Below are 16,043 nucleotides of genomic sequence, written 5' to 3' on the forward strand. Positions count from 1 at the left end.
TAATAATGATGTAGTCTCCCACAAAAAAATGTATGTTAGAAAAACTTGCTTGGCATTTTAAATCTACTTGGAGATGGAACGATATTTTCCTTATAGCTAACAAAAAGATTTATAGATTAATTAGGATTTACATTTCAAAGTTTTTCTATATAGTGTAATATCAAAAAAATGTATTTTTAATTAATTTCACACTGAAGTTATAAACACTAATAATTTAGATTTTACAATCTAAACATTATCTTTCACCACTTGTACACTTCCAATACATAAAATATTATAAAAGTTTATATTTACTCTACAAACCGTTCGATTTTAATAACTTTCTCACCTTTACAATAAGGATATGCACAAAGAGGGCTATAATTACAGCTGCCATTAAATTTGAAATCCACTTCTCCGGAAACCAAAATCCCAATAATTTTATTTGTTTTTAAATTAAATACTGGTGAACCTGAATTACCCTGAAAACTATCTAACGATGTATAAAAATAAAACGGATCCTTATTTTCTATAATATTTGCATTTATTGCTAATTTCATAGGTAATCCCAACGGATGTCCCAACATATAGATTTCATCGCTGTCTTTTCTGTTGGCATCAGATTTTTCCCATTCTAAGATACGCCGGTTGAAATTTCTGTCGACCTTAATTTCTACCAAATCAATATCTGTATTTTTATTCGCCACTGACTGCGGATAGTAAATATCATCTTTATTTATAATAATTTCTTCAGCATTACTTTTAGAAACCACGCGAAACCCAAAAACTATTGCGTAGTGTTTTAAAGGTCTTTCTAGCACGTGCAATGCGGTAAGAACTGACTTTTCCGTAAAGATAAAAACAGTTCCTGTACCTACTACTGATTGATGTCCAAAAGGTTCAGAAGCACATAACTGGTATCGGCTTGCCAAACTTTGTGATACATCCAACTCATAAAAATCTTTTGATATTTGTGTAAGCTTTTCAATTTCTACTAACATTCCAACAGACTCAGCATTTTCCAATATCTGTTTTTCCCAATTTTCTTCTTCTCTTAATTGTAAAAGCTCAATTCTACTATCGTATTGTGAAGGACCTGTTAATCTTTTTTGATTATATTTCGGCTTACTATTATCCTTTTCAGTATCAGAAACAATGAGTGAATAAAGTGATAATTCTTTTACTGCTTTAACTAATCCGAATCTTTCTAAAGGACTTTCTATGACTTTATAATTCAACTGATTCAGCTGTTCCTGTGTAAAATTAAATTCAGTTAATTTCTGTTGAACTTCTCTTCTCAAATTTGATTCAATTGTTTTATCTTTAATACTATCTTTTTTATCTTTTTGTCCATATGTATTATTTGAAATAAAACATAGAATCAAAAGAAGTAAATATTTGTTAGTCATTCTCATATCGTGATGAAATAGTCACTAAAGGAATATCGATAGTAAGACCAAGACCAATTCTATAAGACTCAACTGACGTAAAAGACGACGAATCTCCTACAGGAATATTTCTCAGTTTTGGTCCGTATTGTAATCCTACATTAAATGCAAAAGGACTGTTCTTAAAACCTACAGAAACATAAAATCCAGGTGCCAATATATCGGCAAATTCAAAATCCGGCAAAGTTTGTGTATCGTTGTCTTTATCAAGTCGCAGTCGTACCGGAGCCGCAATGTCGATAATAGGAACAAAGAAACCCCATGTAACTTTATTATTGATATTTGACCAAGGCTGAATATACAAACCTACAGGCGCAGTAAGCCCCACAAATCCTACAGCAGATCTTCCATTACTTTTTTCTAAGCCTCCTAATATCCCAGGATATGAATTTATTGAATAGTAAGATTTTGTCTTTTCTTTAAGCGATGAACTTCCTACAGGTAGTACGTAAGATTCTATAGCCTTTTCATAAGCTTCAGGAGAATCCGATATGGCAATATCATTTATAAAATGAATGAGTTTGATTACATTGTTTCGCTCTTTATTTTCCGAATCTGTAAGCGGACTTAATTTAATAAATTGTGAAGGAATCTCAACTGCTTTGGTAATAGCATTTGTGTATCTCTTTTCATCAAGATCCAACATTATATTATTGGCTAAATGAGCTATTTTGAAATAACTGATTAATTTCTGGCTGTAATTTTGAGTACCCGCGTTTGGAACTAATTCCAGTAATTCGTCTCCAGATTTCACTGTTTCTTCAGCAAACGAGATTACATCATTTACCAGACCATACATCTCTTTGTAGGGGACATCTTCATTATTCTTATTTTTTCTTTTGATTTCAAGATATTGGCTATATAATCTTTCTGCATTTTCTGCGACAGGTGTGATCTGTGTTCTAAAATAATTTTGTCCTTTCGAAAAATTTGTATTTGTCTGTACAATAGATGATAGGTCTACAAGAGTATTATTAAAATACTTTTTATTTTGCTGATGTAGAAAACCAAAGTAAAGCTTTATAAAATCTTCACGGCTGCCATAGCTGGCTACAAAATCAGTCGTTATAAATCTGACTTCGCCATCTTTTATAATCGTTAAGCTATAAGCAAGCATTGTAGAAAGTGCCAATGCATCTGCAATTTTTTTTCTCTCACCTCCTTGTTTTGCCAATCGCTGTAAGTTTCTGCTGTTTTCAAGCATTGAAAAATAATCTATCGGACTTTTCATTTTTGAGATCTGATCAATAACTTCCAATCCTTCAAACGCAAAATCAACATCCGGATTATTCTTTATTGCACACATTACTCTAGGAGTATTTTTCAGATTCTGTGCATTTTTAAGTATATTTTTTAAATCCTGTTCTATATACTGCTTTAGATCATCACTGAATTTTAAAATCTGATCGGCTTCAAATGTTTTTAAATAATTTACAGTCACAGGAAGCACAGCCTCAAGCTCATATAGATAATCCTTTTTCTCTTTATTCTCGAGATATTTTTGAATATTCTCAACAGCATTTAAAGTCAATTCTTCTTTTATTCGCTTTGCTAAAAACCGGCTCAAACCATCTATACCATCAATAAGTAAATCACCACCGATAAAAGGAACTGACTTCTGCATAGACTGCATGTAGTTGTTTTGTGCCAAAACATCTGTTTGTTGATCTCTTAAGGCAATATATTTTTTTTCAAATTTTTCAACTACTGAAAACAAAAATTCATTTTTCTTTAAACTATCATTTTTCTTTAATAATACTAATTGATCAATATCATTTTCAGCAACCGCATCATAATACTGCGCTTTTTTATTTGTAAGTTTAGAAATATCTGGTTCTTTGTTATCCGCGATTTGTTTATTATAATCTTGTTGCAATTGCAGAAATTCTAATCTTAATGTAGTAATAGATTCGTTTTTTTTACCCGAATTTTTATTATTCTTATCATCCATCAGGTCTATAGCATAAGTCTTAAAAATCGCAATCACTCTACTACGATCAGCAGCAATATCTTCCATTAAGGTTTCAGGATTTCCTGCACTATAATTTTTGAAAAGGTAGTCTGTAAGCGTTGCTGCGTCACCGGCAACTGGAGCAGATCTTTGAGCAGATAAACTAAAAGAGATAAGAAGAAAAAATAATAAGTAAGTTTTAAGAAGGACCTTTTCTCGCTTAACAAATGATTCTTTGTATGAAAAAAATATGATTCCGAAATGTAACCACATTTGTTTAAGCACATACTTAAAGAATACAGTAAGTAAACCCATTCTCATAATTCGGTTAGCCATGGTATAAAGTTTTCACTAAGATAAGTTTTATTCGCTATCAAAGCAATATTTTTTTTCACACAACAATCTATATTTCAAAAACATACAAATTATTAAAAACATTAGAACGTAAAGTACTACAAAAATTATTAACCGCTTATAACCTTCAAAATATTATCTATATCTACTAATAAATGGTTTGGATAGAGTCCTGTCGAGGTCACCAAAAGCCAAACGGCGCCAACTGAAGACAGCTGGCGCTATTTTTATTATTATCAATAATTAAATTTGTAATTATTAAAAAAAATTATATCTAAATAATTTGGATCAGGTGCAAAAGTTGGGGCTAGGCAAAAATAAATGACAAGTTTAAATTAATATTTAATTTAATGCACTTTTATAACAGCCTAAAATAAATTCGGTATAATACAACTGTGCATCCAGTGCCTGAGCTTTATTATGAAGTTCTATACGTTTGGAAAGTACAATTTCTCCTTTGTAACTGAATGAACAGAATGAATACACTTTAAATCCCGAATTTCTTCCAGATGCAGCATATCCCGTAGATGCAATTCCCCAATCTGTTCCAAATGATTCAGCTGTCTTTACAGCCATTGTATCAGCCATTTTTGTGGTTTCAAAACCATTTCTCTGAACTTCAATTTTATTGATACCTAAGAATTTAGCTTTTTCAGGCAAAGTAAAGGTTGTTATTTCTCCTTTGTAAAACAGCCTTTCATTAGGCATCTGGGAAAAAGCCAGCTGTATTAATCCTGAGGTTACGCTTTCTGCTATAGAAACTGTTTCATTCATTGTAATGAGTGAAGTACTTATATAATCAAGTAAACTTGCTGAAATTTCATGGGGTCTATTATGTATGTTGATCAAAAAAATTTTTATGCTGCTGAAATCAATATTCAGATGACGTCATAATCATTCATGGTTGTAACAAAATAATGCTCAATCATTTCTCTGGCATTTTCGCACATTGACAAAAGATCTTCTATGGCCATATCTTCAAAAATAAAATCATCATGAACTTCAATAATGAACTCAGTCACTTTTTCGGTGTTCATCAGATCATAGACCATTAAATCATTTAAATTATCTAATCTACATTCTTCCTTAAAAAAAGGAGGTTTCCGGGTAATGGAATTCTTAAACTGAAAAAGGTGTATTGTTTTCATGACTCTTGATGTTAAAGTGATAATAAGAAAGTCTGTTTTGTATTTAAACATGTTGTTTACTCATAAATGTTCAAACAGTTTTTATGGACTAAGTTGATGAAATTCATTATATATCATCACATCAACATGGATAAAAAGGACAGAAACCATAGGTTCCTATCCTAAATTAATTAAAACCTTCTGAAAACAGATCTACTATTTTATTGGGATTTTAATATGCTCATTATCAAAGTTGAGAACCATTAAGTCTATTAATTTTATCATGGTGTATGTTGGCTTTTCCAGTATTTTTTACTACTACGATGTTTTCAAATACTGGAGAACAGCATTTTGTCTGATGCATACTTTCAACTGTTCACTCTATTTTCCAGTCTAAAAATTGCACTATTTATGGTGATATAAACTTTATGGATTTGGTGAATTCCTGATTATTATACTACAAAGATGGCCGTTTCAGTATATATTAAGCTATATATATCCAAAATAATCTTACATATATCACACATTTATAAGTCTTCTAAATTTCCAAGACGTCTTTGTTTTAACTGCTTATAAAATGAGGGGGAAAGTCCTGTGATTTTTTTAAACTGATTAGAGAGATGGGCCACACTGCTATAATTGAGTTTATAAGAGATTTCGGTAAGATTAAGTTCATCATACAAGAGTAATTCTTTTACTTTTTCTACTTTATTAATAATGATAAAATGCTGGAGTGTCATTCCTTTCACTTCTGAAAAGGTATTAGCCAGATAGGTATAATCATATCCTAATTTTTCACTTACATAATCTGAGAAATTTTCTTTTGGGAGTTCATCTGAATAATGAATCATTTCTATGACTACATTTTTTATTTTTTCTATCAGGATACTTTTTTTATCATCTAATACTTCAAGTCCTGTTTTAAGCAAATTTTCTTTCAGAATTTGTCTTAGTTCAACACTGATATCATCCAATAATTCTACTGTCCCTAAATCAACGACAGCATTTTTAATACCCAATCTTTCCAATTCCTGATGGACAACCATTTTGCAGCGCAAACTTACCATATATTTTACATACAACTTCATCTCCCTTACTATTTACATCTGTCAATTATTTCATTAACAGTCATTTATCCAAAGTTAGTCTATTAAACCGGAAATATCTATGATTTATACAACAAATTAAAAGACAATTGCAAAGCTTTCCTTTTTTAATGATTGAAATTTACAGGTAACAAAAAATATTTCACAATGTCAAAAGAAAAAGACGGAAAAAAGAAATCAGATAAAACTCCACCCGCAAAATCCGTAAAAGAGAAACGGGAAGAAAAAATGAATAAACGAAGAGACAGGGAAAACGAAGCCCAAAATACCAGCAACTAAATGGTATCCCTGAAAAAAGACGGAATTATACTCAGAAAAACGACATTAGACTTTGAGAGTGAAGGTGTTTTAAACCCCGCAGTTATTAAGGATAACGGAAAAATACATTTATTGTACAGGGCTGTTGCCAGGAATAACTTCTCGAGTATCGGGTACTGTATACTCTCAGATTATAAGACTCCTGAAATACGACTCAGCAATCCGGTAATTATCCCTGAATTTGAATACGAAAAACATGGTGTTGAAGATCCAAGAATTGTCAAAATCGATCACTTATTTTACCTTACTTATACCAGTTATGACGGGGTTAATGCATTAGGTGCACTTGCCGTATCTAAGGATCTAATATAATGGCAAAAGCTAGGAATCATTGTGCCAAAAATTCCATACAAAAAGTTTAAGCTTTTAGCAGAATCTCAAGGTGAAATAGGAGAAAAGTACAGACGTTTCAACAAACTCCCGCATACTCATATAAAGGATAAAGAGGTCTTCCTTTGGGATAAAAATGTGATATTTTTTCCAAGAAGAATTAATGGTAAGCTTTATTTTCTACATCGCATAAGGCCTGATATCCAAATTGTAAGGATAGAAAATATTGAAGACCTGAATCCTGATTTCTGGAAAGACTACTTCCTTCATTTTAAAGAACATATTGTATTATCTCCCAAATATGAGCATGAAGTAAGCTATATTGGCGGTGGATGCCCCCCTATAGAAACTGAACATGGATGGCTTTTAATCTACCATGGTGTACATGACACCATTGAAGGATATGTTTACAGCGCATGTGCTGCTTTACTAGACCTTGATACTCCTGAAAAAGAAATTTCAAGACTTCCCTATCCTCTTTTCAAGCCCGATGAAGAATGGGAACAGAAGGGAGAAGTGAACAATGTCTGCTTCCCTACCGGAGCCATCGTAGAAGGAGATACACTCCATATTTACTATGGCGCTGCAGACAAAAGAATAGCTATTGTTTCTTTAAGCATCCCTGAATTAATAAAGGAGTTACTACAGTACACATCATAATTGACCATTTTATACAGAATGTCAGATTTAAAATAAATATCAATATGAATAAAAATATAAAATCAGACGTGGAGGAAAAGACAAAAAGACAACCTTTACAAAGTAATAAAAACACAATTTATATACCTGAAATTATCTTTATAAGCACTTTTCCTCCAAAGGTATGCGGTATTGCAATATACTGTCAGGACTTGATACAATCCCTTATATTAAAATTTAGAGAATCATATAGCATCAGCATCTGCCCAATGGAAACTGAGGATGAGCATTATCAATATGAAGATGATCCAGAATATCGCTTAAATACATCCGATGCCGTGTCTTATCTGGAGCTGGCTGATAAAATCAATAAGAATAACAATATTCAACTGTTTATGCTCCAGCATGAATTTGGATTTTTCAACGAAACCCCCAATGGATTACTGCTTTTTCTTCAAAATACAGAAAAAGATATCATCATTACTTTTCACACCGTTCTTCCGAAGCCGGATCGGGAATTAAAAGAAAAGGTAAAAGAAATCAGCAGTTTTGTAAAATCTATTATTGTAATGACCAGTATTTCTGCGGATATACTGAACAATGATTATGATATACCACCTGATAAAATTAAAGTGATACCCCACGGCACCCATTTACTGCCATTTATCGATAAAATTTCACTGAAAACGAAATACGGATTTAAAGATAAAAAAGTTCTTTCAACCTTTGGTTTACTGGGTTCGGGGAAAAATATTGAAACCACCTTAGAAGCTCTGCCTGAAATCATTTCCAAAAACCCGGATGTAATGTTTCTGATTATTGGAAAAACGCATCCCGGCATCATTAAATATGAAGGTGAGAAATATCGTGATTTTTTGGAAGATACTGTTAAGAGGCTTCATTTGGAAAATCATACTTATTTTATCAATCAATACCTGCCTCTAGATAAGCTGTTGGATTATCTTCAGCTTACCAATATTTATCTTTTCACTTCAAAAGACAGAAATCAGGCAGTAAGCGGTACTTTTTCGTATGCCATCAGCTGCGGATGTCCAATTATTTCCACACCTATTCCCCACGCTTTGGAAGTACTGAATGAAGACCTGGGAATCATTATTGATTTTGAAGCTCCTAAACAGCTTGCTGCTGCCGTGAATACATTATTGAAAAATGAAACCGCACAGGAAAAATTACGATCAAATAGTTTAGAAAAAATGGCTCCCACAGCATGGGAGAATTCTTCTATTTCGCACGCCCTATTATTTCAACAATACAGCAAAGATAAAATGACATTACATTATACATTCCCCAACATTAATCTAAGCCATGTCAAAAATATGACGACGGATTTTGGGATGATTCAATTTTCTAAAATCAACAAACCTGATATCAATTCCGGGTATACTTTACACGATAATGCCCGGGCTATGATTGTAGCCTGCAGACATTATGAGCTGAGCAGAGATGAATCTGACCTAGACTTAATCTCCACTTATCTAAAATTTATTAAGTTTTGTCAACAACCGGATGGTAGTTTTCTTAACTATGTGAATCAAAACAAGGAATTTGCTCAGCAGAATTATGAAACAAATCTTGAAGATTCCAATGGAAGGGCTATCTGGGCACTGGGCAATCTTCTATCCATAAAAGCTATTTTACCGCAGCAGCTTTCTGATGAAGCGGAATCAATTATCGAAAAAAGTCTTCCGTCTATTGATAAAATACACTCTACCCGTGCAATGGCTTTTATCATCAAGGGATTGTATTATCAAAACGCTGAAGACAACATTCCATTATTGAAAAAGCTGGCCAATCGGCTGGTTAAAATGTATCAGCACGAAAAACATAGAGACTGGCATTGGTTTGAAAGCTATCTTACCTATGGAAACAGTGTAATCCCTGAAGCTTTATTGTGTGCATGGATTACGACCCAAGACGAAATGTATAAGCAGGTTGCCAATGAATCATTCAAGTTTCTGCTTTCTAAAATATTTATTAAGGGAGGAATCAAAGTAATATCCAATAAAGGATGGTTGCACAAAGAAACGATTAAAAGTACTGAATCAATTGGTGGTGAGCAGCCTATTGATGTTGCGTACACCATACTGGCCTTATCTACATTCTACAAGGTTTTAAAGGATGAAAAATATTTGCAGATGATGAGAAATGCTTTTAGCTGGTTTTTAGGAAAAAATCATTTACATCAGATTATTTACAACCCTGCAACGGGTGGATGTTATGATGGCCTTGAAGAAAAAAATGTTAATCTCAATCAGGGAGCGGAATCAACGGTAAGCTATCTCATGGCAAGGCTCTGTTTCCCAAAATAACAACCTTCAATTACCATCATAATGATTAAGGCATCATAGCTTATGGCACGATTGTAATAAAAAGATAAATTAAAAAAATAGCGATCAATACAATTCCCTGCATGATATTAGTTCTTCCTGTTGCCAGTGAAACAGTAATAATAAAAAGCGACAGTCCTAAAAGTATTGTTGATTTGATATCTATCCCCAATGTCATTCTTATACCGGTTATTACAGATATAATGGCAATCGCAGGAATACTTAGTCCGATACTCGCCAAAGCTGAACCAAAAGCCAAATTTAATGAGGTTTGGATCTGATCACTTTTTGCAGCTCTGAATGCAGCCAGACCTTCCGGAAGCAGAACAATACCAGCAATAATGATACCTACAAGAGATTTGGGGGCACCCACAGAAACAACTATATGTTCAACATCCTTTGAAAGAAGTTTTGCCAGCAAAACGACTATTCCCAGGGATAAAATTAACAATATACAATTGATATACAATTGTTTTGTGGAAATTATTTTACTATTGCTTTCTACAGGCAGATTCTTGGATAATTTGTTTTGTGGAGAAATGAAAAAGCTTCGATGTCTAAAAGTTTGGATCATGGTAAATCCAAGATAAAGCCCTAAAGAAATCAAGGCGATAAAAAGCAGTTGGAGTGACGTGTATTCGCCTCCGAGGTGACTTACCGTATAATTGGGCAGAATAAGCACAAAAATAATAACAGAGGTCAGTGTAATCAGTGCCGTACTTACTCCCTGTAAGGTAAAGCTCTGCTCTCTATATCGCAAGGATCCTATCACAATACAGCTTCCAATGATTCCCGTAAGGATTATCATCACTGCAGCAAAAACCGTATCTCTGGCAAGAGTAATGGTTTCTAAACCTTTTGCTCCCATCATAATGGAAATAATAAGTCCTACTTCTATGACTGTAATGGCAAATGCCAAAAGCAAAGTTCCAAATGGTTCCCCCAAACGATGCGCAATAACTTCGGAATGGTACACCGCAGCTAAAACACTTCCTATTAAAAATAAAGTAAGAATCACAGAGTAATACCCTGAAGAAAAAACAGAATTTCCAACATAAGAGAACCATGCCAGGATAGGAATCAAAAATGTCCACATCCTTAAATATTTTTTTATATACATAAAAACATTAATAATTTTTTTACCATTGAATTCTCTTTTGGAGAGAATCAGCAGATTTATACTCTCCTTTTCAAAAACAGTTTTATAAATGATTTGAAGCGGAACAGAGAGGTATGCCGGAAGTATTAAATAATGAAAGAAAAGAAGTGAATACGCTGGTTCTTTAGAGTCCAGATTGTCAGTTCAATGCAATTATTCAGCAAGATACGAATAATCAATCACCTATTTGGAATTATTGAGCAGTATTTTAAGTTTGTAATCATTTCCTAGACTTAACCACCTCCATTACTTCATAAGGAGTCATCAAACACTGCTTTTATGATCAACCACATTTCAGATGTTCAAAATAAGCTGGAATTTTATAAAAGTGTGATATGTGCAACATAAAAGAAACAATCTGTAATACAATAGATTAATAAATGCCCAACTTTGTATTGTAGCAATGAAGTTACAATAAAACCTACTTTATGGACACAAACCACAACAAAGGCGACAAATTTTTCAAAACTCCTGGAGACTGGATTGAACAGTCAAAACAATTAAAGGAAAAATTTTCAATATTAACGGACCACGACCTGAAGCTTGAAGAAGGTAAAGAAAAGGAAATGCTGGAAAGAATCGGAAACAGATTAAGAAAAAATCGTGAAGAAGTTCTCAATATTATCAAAGAAATCAATCTTTCATAAATTGTTTTCAAGGACAGTTAAAGCCAATGAAAAGATATATTTATCAAACGCTTTCACTGGAAAAAGGGATGGAATATGAGACAGTTCTGTCCCTTTTATTTACAATACTATCTGCTCTTTTTATGTTTAAACCCACAGTGATGAATCATAGAGAACTTGAAAAATCGAAAGTATATATTACAGGCCAGATTGTAGATTACATTCCAAATTCTGTAGTCAGTAAAAATATACTTGAAAAACTGACCGGTAATATCAGTGTTTTATCTTTTGATGACAAAGTAGGGTTATCTGAAAAGATATCTCCTTTCGATACTGTTGCACAGATCATTGAAGGTAAAGCTGAAATCATTATAGACGGAGCTTCTTACTTTACGGAAGAAGGTGAATGCATTATCGTTCCTGCCCATAAACGTCATTCAATAAAAGGAAACAAGCGCTTTAAGATGATAGTAACAATAATAAAAAGCGGCTATGAATAATCTAAACACTATATTTATTTTAACGAAAAAGATATTTAAAAAGACTGTTGAAATCCAAAAAGAATTTTCTGAACTGTATGAACTTCTAGATGAAACTCCATTATTTTTTTCTTTCTCAGAAAAAAATATTACGATAAAAGATTAAAGACAATATCTTGTTTCCTTATCATACAACAAAAATCCTTTGAAAAAGGAACTATGAAGAAAAATGATCTACAATAAAATTCTAATGAAAAAGTTAATCAAGCATCCAAAGAACAAACTGGAACTCAGAAATAAAAAAAATATTTCAAGAAGAGCCTATTATTCCCAGTTTACCTCTCTGTTCTATCTGCGAAATACCAACATCACCTTAGAAAGAGACGCTAAAGAAATTCTTAGAATGTTAAAAGAATTACAGCAGCTTATTAACAAATCAAGATTGATATTTAGCACATATTGCAGTTTAAGCCAGCATAACCTGTGGCAGTCTGTTTTAGAAGACCTGAGTGAGAACATAAAGAATATTAGAATCCAGTTTGAATATATACTGGGAAATATTATTAAAAAAAATAAAATCAATTCAGTCATATTCTGGCAGCAAAACAAATTCTACACAGATGAAATGGAAGTAATCCATAAAAAACTTATTCTGTTGACTATTCAGGTTTTACCGGAAGAAGAAAGATTATCTTGGAAGGTAAATATTGATAATTTTTACAATGAAATTTTTTCTTTACTTACTCCACTTATCGGGATGTGCAGGCTTGAATTAGACTTTATAGAAAAATATTCACCTAAAACCTTTAACCAAAATGTTATGGATATTATTAAAGATATTTCAGAAAATTACACATTACAGGAAGCAAAGGAATATGAACACGAATACATAAAAATATTAACTAACTACAGTCATGAATTATGTAGGAAAAATAACTTTTGGGGCAGCTTATTGTATATCCTTTCAGGCGGCTTGTACCCATTACCATCAGAACGTACTTTAACTAAAAAAAGGATCTACAGAAAAATAAAAGATAAACTTTCTTGACAAAGCATCAACCTAAATTTTCCATCCTATTAAATAGTTTATAATGAAAACAATACATCTCTTTCGGTTTAACGATTCTATTTTCCGTAAAATTCCTTTCTTCAAAGAAGAAAATAGGCTGAAAACCGATGTAACAGAAATTGATTTAATGAATATTGAAATAGTAACTGAATATATTGTGAAAACGCATGATGACTTTAGTTTCGACAACACATCAGTAAATGATCTTTTATCGATGTGCAAGAAAGCTCAAAAAATAATTGAACATTACTTTGTTTTGGGAGTGAATGATTATGATGTTATTTGACAATTACTAATCAAACCCTATTCAGATAAGGAAATAAATGGAATTAATCCAATATACTATCATTACTATTATTTTTTTGGTAGTGTCTCATTAACTATTTAAGTTAAAAAGTTATTCTGGAAAATTTTGAGTCCCTTAGAGCTCAAAAAATTTTACGGAAATAATTTTTTATTATTTTTTAACCATTACATAGTTATGATAGACAAAGAAGACTTATTAAACGATAAGGATTTCTATAGATCCTTTTTAAATTTCCTACCAAATGTTTCGAGATCTCTTCGTTTATGGGTACAAGAACGAACAGCCAAATAGACAGTTATTATTCCAACAGTAATTTCTACATGTGTTGAAAACTTAATTGCATTAAACAAAAGTCTAATAGAATTTGTATGATAAATTGGGGAGACATAATTCATTTTTAATTTTGCTTAATCGAACCAAATCATCAATAAAATTGTTTGAAGATACGCTCGTCTTGGTCACCAAGAGCCAAATGGCGCCAGCTGTCTTCAGCTGGCGCCATTTTTTATTTAAAAATTATATACATTAAAGTATATAATTGCTTTATTTATTGCCGTTAAGTAAACCTGCTATTTTCTTGCTGATTTCAACTGCTACAGGACGATGGCCTGCTTCCAGAGCCACGACTGCTATAGAAGCATTCAACTGAGGAATATAAACGGCATCTGTTCCCAATCCGCCTCCGTGATTGTACGCTAAAAACCCTGCATACTTAACTTTGCGGATACCAAGACAATAATTGATTTCCAAATTTGGCGGTACATCGGTTGTCATCTGAGCGAGAACATTTTTGTTTTTTATAATCTTACCACCAAAAAGTTGTTGAAAAAAAATAGCCATTTCTTTCACATTGGTTACGATTCCACCTCCGCCATACAAATCCCAAGAAGGATCAAGATTATAGGTATCCCATCCAAATTGATCCCAATATTGATGAGTCTGTGGAGCTGTATTTTCAAGTGCATTTTCAAATTTTGCAAACCGGGTAACTTTCAAACCTTGCTTTTTGTAGCCCAGCAGTTTTCTCATCGTTTTGTAATACGGCTGGTGTGTCACACTCTCTATAACTTCAGTAAGTAATACAAAGTTGATATCAGCATAGTGAAAACCTTCGCCAGGATTTGACAGTGGTTTACCTAGTCCAGCTGCTCTTATGATCTGCTCCTCCCGTGTCCACGCATGTTGCGGATGTTCTCCGATAAATTTAAAATATCCTTCATCCACATAGTCTCTTATACCTGATGTATGGGATAAAAGATGTTTTAAGGTGATGCTGTTTGTATTGTAGCCAGCATTTGATAATACCTGATCAGATTTTGAAGTAAGATATTTTTTTAGCGGTTGATTGATATCCAATCTTCCTTTTTCAGCCAATCGCAAGATGGTGGCCGCAACATAAGGTTTGGTTGTACTCGCAATCAGTACGGGCTGATCTGCTGTTAATTTCTGCTTTGTTTCCCTTTCTGAATATCCAACAGCATAACTGAAGAAAAGATTTTGATCCGGGGCTTCCACATATAATGCAAAACCTACAGCTTTTGGATCGGCAGCGTAAGTGGAGTCAACAATGTCTTTTATTTTTTGCTGTATATCTTGTGCGTACGAATTTGAAGCTGCTAGGATAATCAGAAATATGACCTTAAGATTTTTAACGGTGTTCATTATTATTATTTTATTTTTGGGGGGACAGAGTTATTGAAAAGCAGGAAATAAAAATTTGATTAACTATTGTTTCCTGAACTTTGTAAAGTTGTTTTTTACGGTTGATGTGGAGGTTAATTAAGCTGTTCCCTAAATTGCAGTGGGGTCAGTCCGGTTTTGTTTTTGAAAAGTTTATTAAATGATTGCGGATACTCAAATCCCAGCTCATAAGCAATTTCGGCAGCAGTAAGTTCCGATGTCGACAGCTTTTGTTTAGCAACTTCGATCAATTTAGCGTGGATATGCTGCTGTGTATTCATTCCTGTCATATTTCTTAGTAGATCACCCAAATAACCATATGATACATGCAACTTTGCTGAAAAATAACTAACTGATGGAATACCTTTCTGTGTTGATTCCTCATCTCCATAGTAATTGTTAAGCAGCGTTTCAAACCGCTCTATCAAAGGGCTGTTTATTGCCTTTCTCGTGATAAACTGCCGTTTATAATAGCGGTTACTGTAATTAAGCAAAACTTCCAAGTATGAAATGATCAGTTCCTGGCTTGTATCGTCTATTACTGTTTCGATTTCTTCTTTGATATCTTCAAAAATGTGCAATACTTTGTTCTTTTCTTTTTCTGAAAGATGAAGGGCTTCATTTATATTGTAACCGAAAAATCCGAATTTTGTCATTAACCTGGCAAGTGGATGCCCCGCAAAAAAATCCGGATGGATAAAAAGGCTCAATCCACTACAATTATCATCATCAGCGACCGCAAGAGCCTGTCCCGGAGCTACAAATATTAATCCCCCTTCATCAAAGTCATAGTACCCCTGTCCATATTTCAATTTGCCCTTCAAGTTACTTTTATAGGATACCATATAAAAGTCGTGAACAAGATATTTCACTTCTGATTCCCGAGAAATATCAGTGTGGTTTACAGAAACGATAAGCGGATGTAAAGGGCCGGCAACCCCCAGCCCTCTACATAAATCACTAATTGACTTAAAATAATGCAGTTCCTTTCTTTTAACTGATTTATCGATCATGATTTAATTTTAAGAATTTTTATTATACATGAATTGACCGTTTAAAATTAGCCATTTTTAACTACAATAGATTTTAACCCTCCAGTCCTTTTGCAATCTGTTTTCTGAAT

Annotated in this window: 14 protein-coding genes and 1 pseudogene; 7 read left to right on the plus strand and 8 right to left on the minus strand. The window is 33.0% G+C overall.

What is annotated here, in order from left to right:
* Window positions 1–290: 290 nt before the first annotated feature.
* The 5 genes from PZ898_RS06745 to PZ898_RS06765 form a co-directional block, all read right to left on the minus strand.
* On the minus strand, window positions 291–1,388 hold the full coding sequence (locus PZ898_RS06745) for a serine protease (protein WP_277695115.1): 1,098 nt from the start codon (window positions 1,386–1,388) through the stop codon (window positions 291–293).
* Window positions 1,381–3,714: a hypothetical protein gene (locus PZ898_RS06750; RefSeq protein ID WP_277695116.1), complete on the minus strand. Its 2,334-nt coding sequence runs from the start codon at window positions 3,712–3,714 to the stop codon at window positions 1,381–1,383. Before PZ898_RS06750 ends, PZ898_RS06745 begins: the two co-directional genes overlap by 8 nt.
* A gap of 360 nt (window positions 3,715–4,074) precedes the next feature.
* On the minus strand, window positions 4,075–4,506 hold the full coding sequence (locus PZ898_RS06755; RefSeq protein ID WP_277695117.1) for a CinA family protein: 432 nt from the start codon (window positions 4,504–4,506) through the stop codon (window positions 4,075–4,077).
* A gap of 104 nt (window positions 4,507–4,610) precedes the next feature.
* The gene (locus PZ898_RS06760; protein ID WP_277695118.1) at window positions 4,611–4,880 is read right to left on the minus strand and encodes a heme oxygenase; all 270 of its coding nucleotides are present in this window, start codon (window positions 4,878–4,880) and stop codon (window positions 4,611–4,613) included.
* 506 nt (window positions 4,881–5,386) lie between these two features.
* A complete protein-coding gene (locus tag PZ898_RS06765; RefSeq protein ID WP_277695119.1) occupies window positions 5,387–5,947 on the minus strand; it encodes an AraC family transcriptional regulator in 561 nt (186 codons plus the stop codon).
* Between the two features lie 165 nt (window positions 5,948–6,112).
* Between PZ898_RS06765 and PZ898_RS06770 the strand changes: the two genes are divergently transcribed.
* From PZ898_RS06770 to PZ898_RS06780, 3 genes and pseudogenes are all read left to right on the plus strand, one after another.
* On the plus strand, window positions 6,113–6,244 hold the full coding sequence (locus tag PZ898_RS06770; protein ID WP_277695120.1) for a hypothetical protein: 132 nt from the start codon (window positions 6,113–6,115) through the stop codon (window positions 6,242–6,244).
* Window positions 6,245–7,273, plus strand: a pseudogene (locus tag PZ898_RS06775) (pesticidal protein Cry7Aa).
* Between the two features lie 248 nt (window positions 7,274–7,521).
* The gene (locus PZ898_RS06780; protein WP_277695121.1) at window positions 7,522–9,582 is read left to right on the plus strand and encodes a glycosyltransferase; all 2,061 of its coding nucleotides are present in this window, start codon (window positions 7,522–7,524) and stop codon (window positions 9,580–9,582) included.
* Between the two features lie 40 nt (window positions 9,583–9,622).
* Here PZ898_RS06780 and PZ898_RS06785 read toward each other — a convergent pair whose 3' ends face one another.
* The gene (locus PZ898_RS06785) at window positions 9,623–10,720 is read right to left on the minus strand and encodes an ionic transporter y4hA (protein WP_277695122.1); all 1,098 of its coding nucleotides are present in this window, start codon (window positions 10,718–10,720) and stop codon (window positions 9,623–9,625) included.
* A gap of 467 nt (window positions 10,721–11,187) precedes the next feature.
* Here PZ898_RS06785 and PZ898_RS06790 point away from each other — a divergent pair, with 467 nt between their 5' ends.
* From PZ898_RS06790 to PZ898_RS06805, 4 genes are all read left to right on the plus strand, one after another.
* The gene (locus PZ898_RS06790; protein WP_277695123.1) at window positions 11,188–11,406 is read left to right on the plus strand and encodes a hypothetical protein; all 219 of its coding nucleotides are present in this window, start codon (window positions 11,188–11,190) and stop codon (window positions 11,404–11,406) included.
* A 140-nt stretch (window positions 11,407–11,546) separates the two neighbouring features.
* Window positions 11,547–11,885, plus strand: a complete 339-nt coding sequence (locus tag PZ898_RS06795; RefSeq protein WP_277695124.1) for a cupin domain-containing protein — start codon at window positions 11,547–11,549, stop codon at window positions 11,883–11,885.
* Window positions 11,886–12,114: 229 nt separating this feature from the next.
* Window positions 12,115–12,912, plus strand: a complete 798-nt coding sequence (locus PZ898_RS06800) for a hypothetical protein (protein WP_277695125.1) — start codon at window positions 12,115–12,117, stop codon at window positions 12,910–12,912.
* A 43-nt stretch (window positions 12,913–12,955) separates the two neighbouring features.
* Window positions 12,956–13,219 carry a heme oxygenase gene (locus tag PZ898_RS06805; RefSeq protein WP_110010511.1) on the plus strand — a complete coding sequence of 88 codons (264 nt, stop codon included), beginning with the start codon at window positions 12,956–12,958 and terminating at the stop codon, window positions 13,217–13,219.
* A gap of 564 nt (window positions 13,220–13,783) precedes the next feature.
* Here PZ898_RS06805 and PZ898_RS06810 read toward each other — a convergent pair.
* Window positions 13,784–14,902 carry a serine hydrolase domain-containing protein gene (locus PZ898_RS06810; RefSeq protein ID WP_277695126.1) on the minus strand — a complete coding sequence of 373 codons (1,119 nt, stop codon included), beginning with the start codon at window positions 14,900–14,902 and terminating at the stop codon, window positions 13,784–13,786.
* Between the two features lie 113 nt (window positions 14,903–15,015).
* Window positions 15,016–15,933 carry a helix-turn-helix domain-containing protein gene (locus PZ898_RS06815; RefSeq protein ID WP_277695127.1) on the minus strand — a complete coding sequence of 306 codons (918 nt, stop codon included), beginning with the start codon at window positions 15,931–15,933 and terminating at the stop codon, window positions 15,016–15,018.
* Window positions 15,934–16,043 lie beyond the last annotated feature (110 nt).

The sequence above is a fragment of the Chryseobacterium sp. WX genome (assembly GCF_029542485.1).
GTDB classification, from domain to species: domain Bacteria; phylum Bacteroidota; class Bacteroidia; order Flavobacteriales; family Weeksellaceae; genus Chryseobacterium; species Chryseobacterium cucumeris.

Excerpts from the sequence above, each read along its gene's own strand:
- PZ898_RS06800 (WP_277695125.1), top strand. The coding sequence starts at position 12,115 with ATGAAAAAGTTAATCAAGCATCCAAAGAACAAACTGGAACTCAGAAAT.
- PZ898_RS06745 (WP_277695115.1), bottom strand. The coding sequence starts at position 1,388 with ATGACTAACAAATATTTACTTCTTTTGATTCTATGTTTTATTTCAAAT.
- PZ898_RS06810 (WP_277695126.1), bottom strand. The coding sequence starts at position 14,902 with ATGAACACCGTTAAAAATCTTAAGGTCATATTTCTGATTATCCTAGCA.
- PZ898_RS06760 (WP_277695118.1), bottom strand. The coding sequence starts at position 4,880 with ATGAAAACAATACACCTTTTTCAGTTTAAGAATTCCATTACCCGGAAA.
- PZ898_RS06795 (WP_277695124.1), top strand. The coding sequence starts at position 11,547 with ATGAATCATAGAGAACTTGAAAAATCGAAAGTATATATTACAGGCCAG.
- PZ898_RS06780 (WP_277695121.1), top strand. The coding sequence starts at position 7,522 with ATGGAAACTGAGGATGAGCATTATCAATATGAAGATGATCCAGAATAT.
- PZ898_RS06815 (WP_277695127.1), bottom strand. The coding sequence starts at position 15,933 with ATGATCGATAAATCAGTTAAAAGAAAGGAACTGCATTATTTTAAGTCA.
- PZ898_RS06765 (WP_277695119.1), bottom strand. The coding sequence starts at position 5,947 with ATGAAGTTGTATGTAAAATATATGGTAAGTTTGCGCTGCAAAATGGTT.
- PZ898_RS06755 (WP_277695117.1), bottom strand. The coding sequence starts at position 4,506 with ATGAATGAAACAGTTTCTATAGCAGAAAGCGTAACCTCAGGATTAATA.
- PZ898_RS06805 (WP_110010511.1), top strand. The coding sequence starts at position 12,956 with ATGAAAACAATACATCTCTTTCGGTTTAACGATTCTATTTTCCGTAAA.
- PZ898_RS06750 (WP_277695116.1), bottom strand. The coding sequence starts at position 3,714 with ATGGCTAACCGAATTATGAGAATGGGTTTACTTACTGTATTCTTTAAG.
- PZ898_RS06790 (WP_277695123.1), top strand. The coding sequence starts at position 11,188 with ATGGACACAAACCACAACAAAGGCGACAAATTTTTCAAAACTCCTGGA.
- PZ898_RS06770 (WP_277695120.1), top strand. The coding sequence starts at position 6,113 with ATGTCAAAAGAAAAAGACGGAAAAAAGAAATCAGATAAAACTCCACCC.
- PZ898_RS06785 (WP_277695122.1), bottom strand. The coding sequence starts at position 10,720 with ATGTATATAAAAAAATATTTAAGGATGTGGACATTTTTGATTCCTATC.